Origin of the sequence: Sanguibacter sp. Z1732 (assembly GCF_051020515.1) — a bacterium.
GTDB lineage: Bacteria > Actinomycetota > Actinomycetes > Actinomycetales > Beutenbergiaceae > CALKWS01.
This window is the reverse complement of the sequence record NZ_CP194857.1, coordinates 2,980,418-2,996,003: the sequence shown is the minus strand read 5'-3', so window position 1 is coordinate 2,996,003 and position 15,586 is coordinate 2,980,418. Positions and strand designations below refer to the sequence as shown.

Below are 15,586 nucleotides of genomic sequence, written 5' to 3'. Positions count from 1 at the left end.
GTGCCGCCCGGGGGGCGTTAACAGCCGCGGCGAAAGCCTCCCAGCCCGGCTCAGAGCCGGCGCGGGCGGCGCTGACACCGGGGGCAGAAGTAGGACGACCGGTTCATGAACGACTCCCGCACGATGATGGCCCCGCATCGCGGGCACGGCTGCCCCGCCCTTCCGTACACCGCGAGGGCCCGGTCGAAGTAGCCGGCCGTCCCGTCGACGTTGACGTACAGCGCATCGAAACTCGTGCCGCCTGCCACCAGCGCCTCCTGCATCACCTCGGTGGCGGCGTCGAGCAGTTCATCGACGACGGCTGGGCGCAGCCGGTCGGTGCGGCGCTGATAGTGCAGCCGCGCCCGCCACAGTGCCTCGTCGGCGTAGATATTGCCGATACCGGAGGTCAGTTCCTGATCCAGCAGGGCCCGTTTGAGGTCCCGTCGGCCCAACCGCAGGCGACGGTTCAAGCCCGCTCGCCCGGGCATGCCCGGGGCCAGCAGCGGATCGAGCAGGTCCCGCCCGATGTGTTCCACCGACCGTGGCAGCATCGAACCGGCCCCGGCGGCCTGTCCGTCGCTGGGCACGCCCGGGTCCGGGGTGATCGGGTCGGCTGCGGACCGGACGGACTGCTCGGGGCCCGGAGCCGGACCGGCGAAACCTCCCGGGCCCCCGTCGCGGGTGGGGACCAGATCATCCACGGAGAGGTAGCCGAAGGTGCGCTGGTCCACGAACCAGACCTCGCCGTCGTCGTGCATCGATATCCGGATCCGCAGGTGCGGGTGCTCCCCGCCGGGCGCCGAGCGCACCAGCAGTTGCCCGCTCATACCCAGGTGGGCCAGCAGCGCGTAATCCTCCCCGGCCCCGTCCGGGCCGCTGAGCAACAACCAGCAGAACTTGCCGCGACGCACCACCGCGGTGATGGTCCGCCCGATCAGCATCGACTCGAACTGGGCCGCTCCCCCCGCCTGGCGGCGCACGGCACGGTCCCGGTAGACCGTCACCGCGGTGATGGTGCGGCCCGGCACGTGCGCCGCCAGTCCCGCCCGAACGGTTTCCACCTCGGGGAGTTCAGGCACCGCGTGGTACCTCCGGGTGGGCCTGGTGGAGCGCGGCGTGCGCCCTCTCGGCGGCGTCCTGTTCGGCGACCTTCTTGGACCGGCCGTGACCCCGGCCCCACTCGGTCCCGTCCAGTAGCAACATCGCGGTGAAACTGCGGGCGTGGTCCGGGCCGGTGCCCTCGACCTCGTACCGGGGCGTGCCCAGGCCCAACCGGGCCGAGAGCTCCTGCACGGAGGTCTTCCAGTCCAGGCCCGCGCCCAGACCGGCAGCCTGCTCCAGGGACTCGCCCACCACCCGGTGCACCACCTCCCGGGTGGTCTCCAAACCGTGGGTGAGGTAGACGGCGCCGAAAACCGCCTCGATGGTGTCGGCCAGGATGGAGTCCTTGTCCCGCCCACCGGTAGCCAGTTCGCCCTTGCCGAGCAGCAGGTACTCCCCCAGGTTCAACGCCCGTGCGCTGCGGGCCAGGGCCCGCTGGGACACGGTTGCCGCACGCATCTTCGCCAAGCCGCCCTCGGGGACGGTTTCGTGGCTGCGGTAGAGGTACTCGGTCACGATCACCCCGAGCACGGCGTCGCCGAGGAACTCCAGGCGCTCATTGGTGGGGATGCCGCCGGCCTCATGGGCGAAGGAGCGGTGCGTGAGCGACAGGACCAACAACTCCGGTGAGATCTGCACGCCGAGGGCGTCCAACAGCACCGCAGCATCGCCGGGATCAGACACGAGGGGCATCCCCGCCGTCGGGCTCGTGGGCATCCTCGGGAGTACCGCCACCGGGACTGCGGTCCGCGGCACCTTCGTCATCCGCATCACGGTCCGGCTCGCCCTCCTGCTGCGGACCGGCCAGGGCAGCCAGGGCCGCCCACCGCGGATCGATCTTCTCGTGGGCGTGGCCGGGCTCGGCGTCCTCCATCCGGATCCCGCACTCGGGACAAAGTCCCGGGCAACCGGGATCGCACAGCGGCCGCAGTGGCAAGGAGGTGACCAGGGCATCGATGACCGTGCCCTCCAGGTCCACCGTGTCGGCGTGCACCTGGGGCACCGGCTCCTCGTCCGCGTCGTCCTCGGTCTTGACGTGCCGGGCGCCCATGTAGGCGAACAACTCGGTGATGTCCACTGCCAGGTCCGCGGTCACCGGACGCAAGCAGCGCACGCACTCCCCGCGGGCCTCGGCCCGGGCGAATCCGGTCACCAGCACGCCGTCCATCACCGACTCCAACCGCAGATCGAGTGCGATCGGGCTTTGGGCCGGAACCGAGATCACCTGGTTTCCCAGGTCGGTCTCGCTGCTGGCGGTCGCCTCAACCTCGATCATCGCCCCGGGTGAGCGGCGCAGTTCGTAGGTACTGATCACGAATGGGGAATCGGTCACTCTCGTCCTTCCTTGCCACCTGGCCCGGCACGGTGGGTACCCGCGCCGCTGTCACCCGGTCCGCGGGTGCGGGCGCGCTCCTCCAGGCGCGCCCTTCCGGCGCTGACCTGGGCGGCTACGGCATTCAGATCGATCTCGAACTGGGCCAGTTGGCGGTCACAGTAGTCATCGGCGTCCCGGGCGAGTCTCTCCGCGGTCACCTCGGCCTCGGCCACGATCCGTGCTGCCTTCGCCTCGGCCTCGGCCACCACGTGTTGCTCGGAGATCAACTCCTCGGCCCGGGTATGGGCGCGTTCCAGGATGTCCTCGGCCTGGCTGCGTGCCTCGGCGAGCACGGCGTCGGCGTCGGCCACCACCCGGTCGGCACGGGAGATCTGGCCGGGCAGTACCTCCTTGGCGGCCTCGATCAGTTCGGTCACCTGGGCGCGGTTGATGATCGCCGAGGCGGACATCGGCATGGACCGGGCGCTGGTGACGAGTTCATCCAGTTCGTCCAGGATCGCCACGAGGGACGAACCTGCATCGGATTCGCGTGTCATCGCCTGCCTTCCTTCGGTGGGCGGGTGCCCAGGGCCTGATAGACCGCATCAGCGGCCGTGGCCGGAACCAGATCGGTGATGTCGCCCCCGTAGCGGGCCACATCCTTGACCAATGAGGAGGAGATGTGGCTCAGGGAGGCATCCGGGATGACGAACACCGTCTCCACCCCCGCCAGGTGCCGGTTCATCGCGGCCATCGGGTGCTCGTCGTCGAAGTCGGCCCCGCCCCGAAGGCCCTTGACGATCACGTCCGCACCGTGTTCGCGGCACAGGTCCACCAGCAACCCGTCCATCCGCTCCACCCGCACACCCGCCAGATCGGCGACCGCGCCGGCGAACAGGTCCACGCGCTGCTCGGGGTCCAGGAGGGCGGACTTACCAGCGTTGATGCCCACGGCCACGATCACCTCATCGAACAGGCTCCGGGCCCGGTGCACCACATCCAGGTGCCCGAAAGTCACCGGGTCGAACGAACCGGGGCAGACGGCGATACGAGAACTCACGTCAATAACGTACATTCGAAAGCACCTCCCCCGCCCGATCCGGTACCGGTGCGCCGATCGCGGAGCCCGAGGTGGGGCTGGCCGCGGAGCCGAGGTGCACCGACCGGGTATGATGAAAGCGTTTTCGCACCCGTCCGGAGGCAGCCGTGCCGCATTCCCCGCTCCCCTTCTCCCAGACCGCGCTGCTGTTGGCCGATCAGGACCACGTGGCCGTGGCCACCAGGGAACTCAGCCCGGGCGCAGTCCTGGACCTGGCCGGCACCCCCCTCGCCGAACGCGGAACCCTGGAGGTGACCCAGGCGGTGCCGATGGGACACAAGCTCGCGGTCCGCGACGCCGTCCAGGGCGAGCAGGTCCGCAAGTACGGGCAGTCGATCGGGTTGGCGCTGAGCCCGATCGCTGCCGGTCAGCACGTGCACTCCCACAACCTGGGCATGGACCCCGCCGAGCGCGAGCACGAGTTCGGCACCGACCGGATCCGTCCGGAGGCGCCAGCGGACCTGCCCCGCACGTTCCTGGGCTACCACCGGCCCGACGGGCGCGTCGCCACCCGCAATTTCATCGGCGTCATCACCTCGGTGAACTGCTCGGTCTCGACCGCCAAGATGATCGCCGACCAGTTCCGCGGCATCGGTGCGCTCGACGGGTACGAGAACATCGACGGCGTCATGGCGATCACCCACCAGAGCGGGTGCGGGCTGGTTCCGGACTCCGAGGGCGGGCAGATGCTGCTGCGCACCCTGCGCGGGTATGCCAACCATCCCAACTTCGGTGGCCTGCTGGTGCTCGACTCGGCTGCGAGATGATCCCGGTGGAGTCCCTGGCCGGAAACCTGGGGCTACCCACCGGGACCTACGTGGAGACGATGACCATCCAGGACATGGGCGGGATCCGTGCCACCGTGCGTGCCGGGGTGGAACGGATCCGGCAGATGCTGCCCGAGGTGAACAAGGTGCAGCGCGAACCCGCGGACGTGTCCCGCCTGACCCTGGGTCTGAACTGTGGCGGCTCGGACGGCTACTCCGGCATCACCGCGAACCCCGCGCTGGGGCTGGCCTCGGACATGCTGGTGGCCGCCGGCGGCACCTCGGTGCTGGCCGAGACCCCGGAGGTCTACGGGGCCGAGCACCTGCTCACCCGACGGGCGGTCTCCCCGGAGGTGGGCACCAAACTCCTGGACCGGATCGAGTGGTGGAAGAACTACACCGCTGCCGGTGCGGGCACCCTGGACAACAACCCCTCGCCGGGCAACAAGGCCGGGGGGCTGACCACCATCCTGGAGAAGTCCCTCGGTGCGGTGGCCAAGGGGGGCTCAGCGGAGATGACGGCGGTCTACGAGTACGCCGAACCGATCACCGACACCGGATTCACGTTCATGGACACCCCCGGCTACGACCCGGTCTCGGTGACCGGGTTGGTGGCCGGCGGCGCCACCGTGGTGTGTTTCACCACCGGACGCGGCTCGGTGCTGGGCTGCAAACCCACGCCGTCGATCAAACTGGCCACGAACACCGCCATGTACGAGCGCATGCACGAGGACATGGACATCAACTGCGGCGGGATCGTCGACGGCACCACCACCCTGGAGCAGAAGGGCCGGGAGATCTACGAGCAGATCATCGCGGTGGCCTCCGGGCAGCGGACCGTCAGCGAGGAACTGGACCTGGGTCAGGACGAGTTCATCCCGTGGCACGTCGGCGCGGTCACCTGAGGCCGACGGCGCCCCGGGGCTACCCGGTCGTCCGGTCCAGCAGCCACGCCACCTCCCGGCGCAGCAGTTCGCGCCGGTCCGCTCCGGCGTAGGCCGCCTCGTCATGGCCGAGGGCGTCGTAGACCACCCGCACGCCCTCGTGGGTGTGCACCCACACCAGTGCGTGTTCGGCGTCGTCGTGCCGGTGGGTGATGAGCACCCGGGCGGTGGGGGCCACCCGCAGGAAGCTGTACCGCTCGTCGCGGATGCGCAGTTCGCTCAAGCCGGTGCTGATCGGATGATCGGCATCGACCACCTGCACCACGTCCTCGCCCAACGGCGGATGCATCGAGACGCCCGTCACCCAGGCCCCGCCGAGCAACTCCGACCAGCGAGCGGACTCATAGAAGGTGTTGGATCCGGTGTGCACCACCAGGGTGGGCCCGCCGGCTGCGGTGAAGTCGAGCACCGACCGGCGCAACGCGACCGGATCGGAGGCGGCGGCGTCGTCATCCGTGGTGGACCCGCCCCCCGCGTTCACCACCAGCAGGTCGACCCCGGCCAGGTCCACGTCCCCGGCGTCGCTGGGATGAATGTGCGCGGTGACGCCGTTCTCGGCCAGCAGCCGGGCCAGCGCGGCGGACGTCTGCTCGAACGGGTGCCACGGGTCGGCGTAGCGCCCGGCTCCGGAGATGATGACGGCGCGAGGAGAAGTCATGCCACGATCCTGCCAGATACGCCACGGCCCAGCGCGACCCGGGTCGGTCGGCACGAGTCCGGGGGCGCCGTGGGTCGGCGCGCCCCTGTTCGGGGAGCCCGGGTTCGGCGCTACCCTGGGTGGCGGTTCTTTGCCAGCGACGCCCTCGGCCCGTGCCCGGGCATCGTTCCCATCCAGTAAGGAAGAGATGCATCCCGCGTGACTGCTCACGCCACCGCAATCCGAGCCCAGACTCTGATCGTGGCCGGGAGACCCGTAGCCGACTACTGCGACGGCACCTCGATGGATCCCGACCACTCCCCCCGGCCTTACCTGCACCCGGTGCGCACTCTGGACGGGGTGGAGATGACCGAGGCCGAACCGGCCGATCACCCGCACCATTACGGGATGTCCAACGCGATCGCGGACGTGGACTCCAGCAACTACTGGGGCGGGCCCAGTTACGTGGAATCCCGCGGGTACCAGATGCTGCCCGACCAGGGTCGGCAGCAGGTCCTGCACACCCACGCCAGCACCACCACGATCGAGCAGCAGGTGCAGTGGCTGGATGCCGCGGGGACCCATCACCTCAGTGAGCAGCGGCATCTGCGCGCAGTGCATCTTCCCCAGGCCCAGGGTTGGGCGCTGCACTGGCATTCGGTGCTGCACGCCGACGCCACCGCGCTCGCACTGGGGTCGCCGGCCACCCGCGGGCGCATCGGAGCCGGGTACGGCGGGCTGTTCTGGCGGCTGTCGGACACCTCCTGGCCGACCACCGTCACCGTCGTCGACGGCGGTGGCACGAAGCGGGCGCTCGGCTCGCGCAGTCCGTGGCTACTGGTGCAGCAGGAGCGCGAACGAGGCACCGTGAGCCTGCTGCTGGTCCAACCGGCGCCGACGCTGCGGTGGTTCGTGCGCACGCAGGGGTACGTGGGCGCCGGGCCTGCCGTGACCTGGCGCGACCAGCGGCACCTCGGACTCGGGCAGCACTACCGGATGAGCCTGGCCGCGGTCCTCACGGACCGGGCCATCACCCCAGATGAGGCGGCCGTGCTGGCCGCCGACCAGACCAGCATCCTGCAGGAGGACATGTGACCAGATCCGTCGCCGTCGTCGGTGCCCGGGGGTACGGACGTCAGCACCTTCGAGCGCTCAGCGCCCTGAGCGCCCAGGGCCTCACCGAGGTCGTGGCCGTGGTGGACACCCACGGGACCGAGGGGCTGCCGGACATCCCGGACTCGGCGGTCTCCCTCACCTCCCTCGATGACCTGTTCGACCGGACCGTGCCGGACATCGTGGTGCTGGCCACCCCGATCCATACCCACGGTGCGCTGGCCGAGCAGGCGCTCCGCGCCGGATCGAACGTGCTGGTGGAGAAGCCCACCACCGCCACGTTGGCGGAGTTCCACGGTCTGGTCCAGGTCGCAGATGAGACCGGCCTGGCCTGCCAGGTGGGATTCCAGTCCTTCGGGTCGCACGCGCTGCCCGAGATCGCCCGGCGCATCACCTCCGGCGAGATCGGCGAACTGCGCGGCATCGGCGGGGTGGGGACCTGGCTGCGCAGCACCGACTACTACGCTCGCGCACCGTGGGCCGGCCGGCGCCGGATGGATGGCCGCGAGGTGGTCGACGGTGTGGTGACCAACCCGTTGGCGCACGCGGTGGCCACCGGGCTGCGGATCGCCGGGGCACTGCGCGCCGACCACGTCGACGAGGTGGTGACCGACCTGTTCCGCGCGCACCACATCGAGGCCGATGACACCTCCGCTGTGCGTGTGCGCACCGTCAACGGACTCAGCCTCAGTTTCGGGCTGGCCCTGACCGCACCCGGGCACTCCTCCCCGCGGGTGACCGTGTTCGGCAGCGAGGGGGAGCTCGACTTCTCCTACACCGACGACACGCTGACCGTGCGCAACGGTTTCGACCCGGTGGACCTGACCTTCGGACGCACCGGTTTGCTGCACAACCTCTGTGATCACCTCAACTCCGGGGTCCCGTTGCTCTCCGACGTGCGTGAGACCGGGGCCTTCATGCGAGTGCTCGAGGCCGTCCGCACCGCGCCGGACCCGACCCCGATCGCCCCGGAGCACGTGACCTGGTTGGACGACGAGCACGGGTACCACCCGGTGGTCACCGACATCGAGGACTGGTGCGAGCGCGTGGCGGTCCAGGGCCGCACGTTCACCGAGCTGGGCGCACCCTTCACCCAGCCGGCCACCACGTAGGCAGGGTCTGTCTCAGTCCGACCCGGTGTCGGCGAACCAGAGGACCGAGTCACCGTACCGGCGCACGTCCATAGGCGTCAGCGGCGGCGGCCAGTCCACGTCTGCCGCACGGGCCCCCCGCTCCAGCACCACCACCGCCCGGGCCGCCAACCAGTCCCGGGCGAGGGCCTCGAGCACGCCGTCCAGGTCCACCACGTCATAGGGCGGGTCGGCCAGCACCAGGTCGAATCCGGCCGCCGGTGCCGACCGGCCCAGGTACCGCTCGACCGGGACGGTGATCACCTGCACCCGATCGGCCACGCCCAGGGTTCGAGCATTGGCGTGGCAGACGGCCGCTGCCGGGCGTGCGGACTCCACCATCACCACCTCGCGTGCGCCACGGCTGAGCGCCTCCAGGCCCAGCGCACCGGAGCCGGCGTACAGGTCCAGGACCCGCGCGCCGTCCAGGGCGCCCAGATGCTCCAACCGGGAGAAGAGGGCTTCCCGGGCCCGGTCACTGGTGGGGCGGGTGCCCTGGGCGGGGACCCGTAACCGCCGCCCGCCGAACTCCCCTGCGATGATGCGCGACATCCTCAACCTCTCCGTTGCGCAGCCACGCCACCCTCGCCGCCGGGGCTCCGGTCCGGTGCGGGCAGGTAGCACGCGATCGACAGCGCCACCGCGGAGGTGGCCATCTGGATGAACAGCACCGTGGTGCCCGGACCGGTGGCCAGGGCCGCCACCAGCAGCGGGATCAGGCACAGCACCACCACATCGGGCCCCCGGGAGAACGCCGTGACCACGCCCGGGGCCATCGGGCCGGCCGGCCCGGGCACCAACGGCATCCCCCAGTCCGGAGGTTTGCGGTAGGCGGCCCGCAACACCCCTGCGGCCAGCGTGGGTGCGGCGACCAGGCCGAGCGGCACCCATTGCCAGTCCTCGTAGGCCAGCGCCCACCCGGTGGTCACCACCAGGCACCACAGCCCCAGGACCAGCACCGGCCAGACCACCCGGACCCGGCGCACCATCGCCGCACCGAGCGGATAGGTGCGGTCCAGCACCGGCGCCACCTCCGCCAGCCTGGCGCCCTCCCCGGTGGCGAGCGCGGCCAGGTACCCGGCGATCACGAAGGCCACCACCGCCAGCGCCAGCGGGGCTCCGGCCACCAGCGGTACCAAGGCGATCGCCACCGCGCCCGCCTGGATCAGATGCCGGGGGTTGCGCAGCATCGTGATCGCATCACCGGTGATGAGGGCCAGGACGGGCCCGCGCACCCAACCGAAGGAGGCCGACCTGCGCCGGGTCCGGGGCAGACCCGGCACCGACAGCGCCCGCCCCAGTTCCCTGGTGTCCAGGGAGAGCACCGACCCGGCGGCGGCCCCGGTCACGGCCCCGCGCTGGCGCAACTCACTGCCACCCACCTGGGACAACCGGCGCCAACACCACCACAGCAGCAGCACCGCGGCCACGCCGAGGATCGCGGTGGCCGGCGGCAGGGCCCCGACGAGGTTCAACGGTGGTGGCCGCAGCAGCGCCGCGACCAGCGCGAGCATCGGTCCGGCGGCCACCAGGGCATCACCGGTCACCACCAACGGGCGGACCCGCCGTGGGCGCTCGACACCCAGCCGGATCTGCCCGGCGACGCAGACCAGCACCGCCACGATGCCCGCGACCCCACCGGAGACCATGGACCAGACCACCGACCGGAACAGGTCCCCGGGGTCCGCGAGCACCCCGACGACGGCCCCCAGAGCCACTCCGAGGACCATGCCCGCCGCGGGCATGGCCAACAGCCGGGGGTGCAGCATCCCGGATCGGTCGGCGGGCATCGGCAGCCACCAGGTGGCGTGACCGGCCCCCATCGCCATCGGGCCCAACCGGGCGAACAGGCTGACCACGACGCCGGCGGCCAGCGTCGCCGCGGCCAGAGCCAACCAGCCCGGTTCGATCAGGGCTGGTGCCTGGCCGGTATCGGCCTCCATTCCGAGCGCCTGCACGGCACCGATCACCACCAGCCAGGCGATCGCCCCGGCTACCAGGACGGAGTAGACCTCTCCGACCAGTTCACTGATCCGGCCACCGCCGTGCGCCTCGGTGGCCTGACGGGTCAGCCGCCGAAGGTCGACGCCGGACAGCGCCTCCTGGGGCGGCGGTGGCCACTGCCCACCCTCGGGAGCCTCGGTCCCGTTACTCGCGGCGCCTCGGCTCACAGCGCCTCGATCGCCCGGGCACCGTCCTCCGGTGAGAGCCGGGTGACCCCGTCCTCGGTGAGCAGCACCGCCGCAGTAGCGGACCGGCGCACCAGGACCGGGTCATGGGTGGCCATCACCACGCCACCGCCGGCAGCCCGTTCGGCAACCAGGCGCTGCGCGAGGCGGTCCCGCATGCCCGAGTCCAGGCGCTGCTCCGGCTCGTCCAACAGGAGCAGTTTGCGCGGCCGCACGAACACCGCCGAGAGCAGCAGCCGGCGCCGCTGTCCCGAGGACAGCGCGGTGGGGATGGCGTGCTGACGGTCGGTGAGTCCGAACTCCTCGACCAGGTCGGTGACCAGGTCCGACACCCCTTTCACGCCGTGACCACGGGCGGTCAGCAGCAGGTGCTCGCGCACGGTCAGGGCTGGCAGGTAGGAGTCCTCATCGAGCAGCATCGCGGTGTAGGCCCGGAACCACGCGGCGCGTTCGTCCACCGGGCGCCCGAAGGTCTGCACCGACCCGGCCAGCGGGGGCAGCAGCCCGGCCACCGCCCGCAGGAAGGTGGACTTGCCGGTGCCGTTCGCGCCGATCACCGCCAGCACCTGGCCGGGGGCGACCGAGACCGAGACCGGTGGGCAGACCCGGCTGGCCAGGTCCGCTCCGTACCCCAGGGTGAGGCCCTTGGTCCGTACCAGGGGGGTGGGCTCAGGCACGGTCCAGGTACTCCTCGTGTTCGGGGTCGACCATCGTGGTGATCGCGGTCAGCAGTTCGGGATGATGCACCAGGTTAGGGTCTTGCTCGATCAGGGCCCGCGCGTCCTCGCGGGCCCGGGCGATGATGTCGCGGTCGGTGACCACCCGCAGCAGGCGCAGCGAGCGGGACCGGCCGGACTGGGCCGAGCCGAGCACATCACCCTCCTTGCGGGTCTTCAGGTCTTCCTCGGCCAGCACGAAACCGTCGTTGGTGCGTTCCAGGATCGCCAGGCGCTCGTGCGCCGGGCTGCCCGGTTCGGCCGCCGTGACCAGCAGGCACAACCCCGGCTCGCTGCCGCGTCCGACCCGGCCCCGCAACTGGTGCAACTGGGACAGCCCGAACCGCTCGGCGTCCAGGATCACCATCACGGTGGCCTCGGGCACGTCCACCCCGACCTCCACCACCGTGGTGGTGACCAACAAAGGGGCGCGCCCGTCGGCGAAGGAGGCCATCACGACATCCTTCTCCTCCGCCGGCAACCGGCCGTGCAGCATGCCCTGGGGGATATGGGCCAACAACTCGTGCCGGGCGAGCATCTGCGCCACGTCGGTGACGTTGCTCATCGGCGCCGGAGCACCTGAGGGCCCGCCGCCCGGGCCGGCTGCCCTCCCGGCCCGGGCGGAACGGGACGCGGCCGCGGCCGGGCCTGCGTCGTCGTCATCGACCAGGTCGGCGCTCTCCTCGGCGGTGCCCGAGGAGATCCTCGGAGCGACGACGTAGGCACGGTTGCCGCGGTCGATCTCCTCGGCGATCTTGGTCCAGGCCCGGGCGAGCCATCGCTCGTTGGCTGCCGGAACGATGTGGGTGGTGACCGGCGCCCGACCGGCGGGGATCTCGCGGAGTGTGGAGACCTCCACGTCGCCGAAGAACGTCATCGCGACCGACCGCGGGATAGGGGTGGCGGTCATGTACAGCTGGTGTGGCATCACGTTGCTCTTGGCCCGCAGGGCCTCGCGCTGCTGCACCCCGAAGCGGTGCTGCTCATCGATCACCGTCAAGCCCAGGTCGGCGAACTGGACCTGCTCCTGCAGGAGGGCGTGCGTGCCGATGACGATGCCGGCTGCCCCGGAGGCGATCTCGGCCAGGACCTGCCGGCGCCGAGCACCGGTGATCGACCCGGTCAACAGCACGATGCGGGTTCCGGCGTCGTCGCCGTCGAGCATCCCGGCGCGCCCCAGCGGGCCGAGCAGGTCGGCGATCGAGCGGGCGTGCTGCTGGGCGAGCACCTCGGTGGGTGCCAGCAGCGCGGCCTGCCCGCCGGACTCGACCACCTGCAGCATCGCCCGCACGGCCACGACCGTCTTGCCCGAGCCGACCTCGCCCTGCAGCAGCCGTTGCATGGGGTGAGGGTCGGCCAGGTCGGCGGCGATCTCGGCCGCGACCTCGCGCTGGCCCTGGGTCAGCTCGAACGGCAACGCCGCGTCGAGGGCCTCGACCAGGCCGCCGGAGCGGCCCGGGCGCGCCCGGGCATCGTAGGCGGCGATATCGGCGCGCCGGCGGGCCAGCGCCGTCTGCAGCAGGAATGCTTCCTCGAACCGGAAGCGGTGCTGGGCAGCCTCGTACTCCGTCATCGTGGGCGGGTTGTGGATGGTCTCCAGGGCGCTGGCCAGCGGCATCAGGTCGCGGGCACGCAGCACCTCGGCCGGGATCGGGTCGTGCAAGCCGGCGCTGTCCAGGTGGGCCATGGCCACCTCGATCGACGCGCGCACCAGGTCCAAGGGCACCTCGGCGGTGGCGGGATAGACCGGGCGGAGCTCCCGCCGCTTCGGCTGGCGCTGCCCGGTCTCCAGCTCGGCGAGGTCGGCATGCAGGTTCCGCACGTCCTCGGTCAGTGCCTCATCCGGATCGATCGGGGCGTAGGTGACGTTCTTGAACTGGATCCGCCCGCCACGCCAGTCCACATCACCGGACAGTTCCACCCGGCTACCCGGCGGGACCGCCTTGCGGAGGGCGAACTCCATTCCCTTGCCGCGTCCGAAGAAGACCGCATCGGCGGTCTCGACCCCATCGGTGACCACCAGCGTGGTCAGGTGCAGGCCGTGCCGACGGGTGGGCCTGCCGTGGATCTGCTGCACCTCGACGATCACGGTGCCGTACTCCCCCGGCGTCACCTCGGCCAGGGAGGAGTAGTGGGAGACCGGGATGATCTTGCGCGGGAAGTGATAGAGCAGGTCCGGCAGGGAGTGGATGCCCAACGAGGCGAGACGCTCCGCGGCGCGTCCGACCACGCGTTCGAGGGCCCTGCCCGGGCTGACCTGTCCCGGCATACCTGAGCCTCCTCGTGGATGTGCTGGGCTGGCGCCATGCTATCGGCGCCCACCGACCGATCGGTGCCCACCGACGTCGCAGGCATCCACCCGCCCTGCGCCGTGGGTAGCGGGTGACGGCGGTAGTGCGGCCGGGCGGGTTGATTACGGGGCCGGGCGAGTTGGCTACGATGAGCCCCGGGCCGGCCCCATGGTGTCCTCACCACGAAGCTGTCCGCACCGCTGTCCTGACCCGGCGAGGTGAAGGTGACCATTCTCACCCACGCACCCGGTCCGGATGGCGTTGTGACCAGTCGCCGGGGCCGGTATCCTGTACCGGTTGCCCGAATGGGCGCGCGGGCCCCCGGGAACATCCGATGGCCTGCCGATATCAGGCCTGTCGCCGATGAGTAGGTGACGAGCACACGACCAACCAAGGAGATTCCCGTGGCTGCCACGTGCGACGTCTGCGCCAAGTCACCGAGCTTCGGCCACTCCATTTCGCACTCCCACCGCCGGACCAAGCGGCGCTGGAACCCGAACATTCAGAAGGTCCGCACTGTCCAGAACGGCACCCCGAAGCGGCTGAACGTGTGCACGTCCTGCCTCAAGGCCGGCAAGGTCGTCCGCGCGGTCTGAGTCCCGTCCTCGAGGTGCCGCGAGCGTCCTGAGTCCTCTGCCGCGCGCACCTTCTCGCCGAAGCCGTCCACCTGCGGGTGGGCGGCTTCGTCGCGTCCGAGGGCGGCCCCGCTGAGTCCGGGCCTCTCGAACGCTGACTACGCGGCGGTGAGACTCGGATGCCCAGCCGGTGACCGCTCAGCGGCGCACGTAGTCGACCAACTGATCGCGTTCGGCCTGCAGTTCGTCGATGCGATGCTTGACGATGTCACCGATGGAGACCAGGGCCTTGAGCCGGCCCTCCACCACGACCGGGAGGTGGCGGACACGCCGCTCGGTCATCACCCGGGCGAGCGACTCCAGATCGTCCTCGGGCAGGCAGGGTGGCCACCTCGGCGGTCATCAACGCACTCACCTGAGCCTCCAGCACCGACTCCCCGTCGCGATGCAACGCACGCACCACATCCCGCTCGGAGACGATCCCCACCAAGGTTGCGCCCTCATCCTCGGAGACCACGACCGCCCCGATCCCGTTCTCCTCCAGCACCCTGAGCAGGTCGCGCACGGTGGCGTCGGGCCGGATGGTGATCACGGCCGCGCCCTTACGACGGATTACCTCTGAGATACGCATACCACACGATATCTCACTGTGAGCAGAATCACACCTGAACGGCCCGTATCTCAGCGCCCGAAGTGATCCCACCCCTCGGTGCCCGGTGGCAGGTCCGCACCGCCCCAGCGCACACCCGGTGCGAGGCCCGGCGGCACCGCGTGTACCCGCCCGATCGGACGGAACTGCTCGGGAAGGGCCGACGACGGCGCAGCGCCCTCGCCACGGGGATGCGCCGACGGGGTGCGCACCGCAGGTGCGGACGAACTCCCCGCGCGCCCGCTGCCGCCGGCGCGAAGGTGGCCAGTGCCCCGTGGTCCTCACCACCGCCGAGCACCCAGGCCGTCGCGTCGGCACCGACCTGAGCGGCGACCGGGTCCAGTGCTGCGATATCGGCGGCCAACGCGGCCGGGTCCAGATCCACCAGCACCCCGGAGGCCACGGCAATCCGGCCGGCATCCCGGGCCAGCCCGTCAGAGATGTCCATCAACGCGTGCGCGCCCGCGCGCGCCGCAACCGGACCGGCACTCAGGGGCGGGGTGGGGCGCAGGAAGGCTCCCACCAGATCCGCCGGCTCCGCCCGCTCTGCTTCCAACAGCGCCAGCCCGGCCCTGGCATGGCCCAGGACACCGCTCACGGCGATCACATCACCGGGGCGGGCTCCGCTGCGCAGCACCGGTTCGCCGTCGTCGATCACACCGAGGGCGGTGACCGCGATCGCGATCTGTTCCCCGCTGGTCAGGTCCCCACCGACCACCCCGACGTGATGCGGTGCGCAGGCCTGGGCGAACCCCTCGGCCAGGTCCTCAACCCAACGGACCGGAACGTGCCCGGGCAGTACCAGTGCCATCACCAAGGAGTTGGGAACCGCCCCCATGGCGGCCACGTCGGCCAGGTTCTGCATCGCCGCGCGCCACCCCAGGTCTGCGCCGGTGCCCCAGCCCAGCCGGAAGTGGCGGTCCTGCACGAGGACGTCGGTGGTGACCACCTGCGGTGCTGCGGACCCGGCCAGGACGGCCGCGTCGTCGCCGGGGCCCACCAGGGTGGTCCGTCCACGGGGCAGCCGCGGGATTATCCGGGCGAGCAGATCGGTCTCGCTGATCTCACCCACGCGCAT

Annotated in this window: 17 protein-coding genes and 1 pseudogene; 5 read left to right on the top strand and 13 right to left on the bottom strand. The window is 71.1% G+C overall.

The genetic code is table 11. The features are described 5' to 3' along the window. Nucleotides 1-50: 50 nt before the first annotated feature. From ACRRRO_RS15730 to coaD, 5 genes are read right to left on the bottom strand one after another with little or no spacing between them, the layout of a single operon-like run. Nucleotides 51-1,061: a DNA-formamidopyrimidine glycosylase family protein gene (locus ACRRRO_RS15730; protein WP_424795894.1), complete on the bottom strand. Its 1,011-nt coding sequence runs from the start codon at nt 1,059-1,061 to the stop codon at nt 51-53. After that, a complete protein-coding gene (gene rnc, locus ACRRRO_RS15725) occupies nt 1,054-1,776 on the bottom strand; it encodes a ribonuclease III (protein WP_424795893.1) in 723 nt (240 codons plus the stop codon). Before rnc ends, ACRRRO_RS15730 begins: the two co-directional genes overlap by 8 nt. Next, complete coding sequence (locus ACRRRO_RS15720; RefSeq protein ID WP_424795892.1) at nt 1,760-2,416, bottom strand: YceD family protein; 657 nt, start codon at nt 2,414-2,416, stop codon at nt 1,760-1,762. Before ACRRRO_RS15720 ends, rnc begins: the two co-directional genes overlap by 17 nt. Next, nucleotides 2,413-2,955, bottom strand: a complete 543-nt coding sequence (locus ACRRRO_RS15715; protein WP_424788823.1) for a hypothetical protein — start codon at nt 2,953-2,955, stop codon at nt 2,413-2,415. The genes ACRRRO_RS15720 and ACRRRO_RS15715 overlap by 4 nt, the downstream gene beginning before the upstream one ends. Beyond that, nucleotides 2,952-3,473, bottom strand: coding sequence for a pantetheine-phosphate adenylyltransferase (coaD, locus tag ACRRRO_RS15710; RefSeq protein ID WP_424788824.1), 522 nt, complete (start codon nt 3,471-3,473; stop codon nt 2,952-2,954). Before coaD ends, ACRRRO_RS15715 begins: the two co-directional genes overlap by 4 nt. 131 nt (nt 3,474-3,604) lie before the next feature. On the opposite strand from coaD, the gene ACRRRO_RS15705 reads away from it, so the two are divergent. Together ACRRRO_RS15705 and ACRRRO_RS15700 are read left to right on the top strand one after the other, a co-directional pair. Further along, nucleotides 3,605-4,264 carry a UxaA family hydrolase gene (locus ACRRRO_RS15705; protein WP_434080556.1) on the top strand — a complete coding sequence of 220 codons (660 nt, stop codon included), beginning with the start codon at nt 3,605-3,607 and terminating at the stop codon, nt 4,262-4,264. Then, nucleotides 4,261-5,169 carry a UxaA family hydrolase gene (locus ACRRRO_RS15700; RefSeq protein ID WP_434080555.1) on the top strand — a complete coding sequence of 303 codons (909 nt, stop codon included), beginning with the start codon at nt 4,261-4,263 and terminating at the stop codon, nt 5,167-5,169. Before ACRRRO_RS15705 ends, ACRRRO_RS15700 begins: the two co-directional genes overlap by 4 nt. Before the next feature lie 19 nt (nt 5,170-5,188). On the opposite strand, the gene ACRRRO_RS15695 is transcribed toward ACRRRO_RS15700, so the two are convergent. Then, nucleotides 5,189-5,866, bottom strand: coding sequence for a ThuA domain-containing protein (locus ACRRRO_RS15695; RefSeq protein ID WP_424788826.1), 678 nt, complete (start codon nt 5,864-5,866; stop codon nt 5,189-5,191). Nucleotides 5,867-6,106: 240 nt separating this feature from the next. Between ACRRRO_RS15695 and ACRRRO_RS15690 the strand changes: the two genes are divergently transcribed. Next, nucleotides 6,107-6,940 carry a PmoA family protein gene (locus ACRRRO_RS15690; RefSeq protein WP_424795890.1) on the top strand — a complete coding sequence of 278 codons (834 nt, stop codon included), beginning with the start codon at nt 6,107-6,109 and terminating at the stop codon, nt 6,938-6,940. Beyond that, complete coding sequence (locus ACRRRO_RS15685; RefSeq protein ID WP_424788828.1) at nt 6,937-8,070, top strand: Gfo/Idh/MocA family protein; 1,134 nt, start codon at nt 6,937-6,939, stop codon at nt 8,068-8,070. The genes ACRRRO_RS15690 and ACRRRO_RS15685 overlap by 4 nt, the downstream gene beginning before the upstream one ends. Before the next feature lie 12 nt (nt 8,071-8,082). On the opposite strand, the gene rsmD is transcribed toward ACRRRO_RS15685, so the two are convergent. Genes rsmD through ACRRRO_RS15665 form a run of 4 tightly spaced genes read right to left on the bottom strand, consistent with a single transcriptional unit; the run spans nt 8,083 to nt 13,262 of the window. Beyond that, a complete protein-coding gene (gene rsmD, locus ACRRRO_RS15680; RefSeq protein ID WP_424788829.1) occupies nt 8,083-8,640 on the bottom strand; it encodes a 16S rRNA (guanine(966)-N(2))-methyltransferase RsmD in 558 nt (185 codons plus the stop codon). Between the two features lie 2 nt (nt 8,641-8,642). Then, on the bottom strand, nt 8,643-10,259 hold the full coding sequence (locus ACRRRO_RS15675) for a DUF6297 family protein (RefSeq protein ID WP_434080554.1): 1,617 nt from the start codon (nt 10,257-10,259) through the stop codon (nt 8,643-8,645). Beyond that, entirely contained in the window at nt 10,256-10,954 is a 699-nt protein-coding gene (locus tag ACRRRO_RS15670) for an ABC transporter ATP-binding protein (protein WP_424788831.1), read from the bottom strand. Before ACRRRO_RS15670 ends, ACRRRO_RS15675 begins: the two co-directional genes overlap by 4 nt. Continuing rightward, on the bottom strand, nt 10,947-13,262 hold the full coding sequence (locus tag ACRRRO_RS15665) for an ATP-dependent DNA helicase RecG (RefSeq protein WP_424795889.1): 2,316 nt from the start codon (nt 13,260-13,262) through the stop codon (nt 10,947-10,949). Before ACRRRO_RS15665 ends, ACRRRO_RS15670 begins: the two co-directional genes overlap by 8 nt. A 426-nt stretch (nt 13,263-13,688) precedes the next feature. On the opposite strand from ACRRRO_RS15665, the gene rpmB reads away from it, so the two are divergent. Continuing rightward, nucleotides 13,689-13,880, top strand: coding sequence for a 50S ribosomal protein L28 (gene rpmB, locus ACRRRO_RS15660; protein ID WP_424788833.1), 192 nt, complete (start codon nt 13,689-13,691; stop codon nt 13,878-13,880). A 177-nt stretch (nt 13,881-14,057) separates the two neighbouring features. On the opposite strand, the gene ACRRRO_RS15655 is transcribed toward rpmB, so the two are convergent. The 3 genes and pseudogenes from ACRRRO_RS15655 to thiL all read right to left on the bottom strand — a co-directional run bounded on the left by ACRRRO_RS15655 (nt 14,058) and on the right by thiL (nt 15,586). Further along, nucleotides 14,058-14,201, bottom strand: a complete 144-nt coding sequence (locus ACRRRO_RS15655; protein WP_434080553.1) for a hypothetical protein — start codon at nt 14,199-14,201, stop codon at nt 14,058-14,060. Between the two features lie 163 nt (nt 14,202-14,364). Continuing rightward, nucleotides 14,365-14,490, bottom strand: a pseudogene (locus ACRRRO_RS15650) (CBS domain-containing protein); the annotation flags it as partial. Nucleotides 14,491-14,518: 28 nt separating this feature from the next. Beyond that, nucleotides 14,519-15,586: a thiamine-phosphate kinase gene (thiL, locus tag ACRRRO_RS15645; protein ID WP_434080552.1), complete on the bottom strand. Its 1,068-nt coding sequence runs from the start codon at nt 15,584-15,586 to the stop codon at nt 14,519-14,521.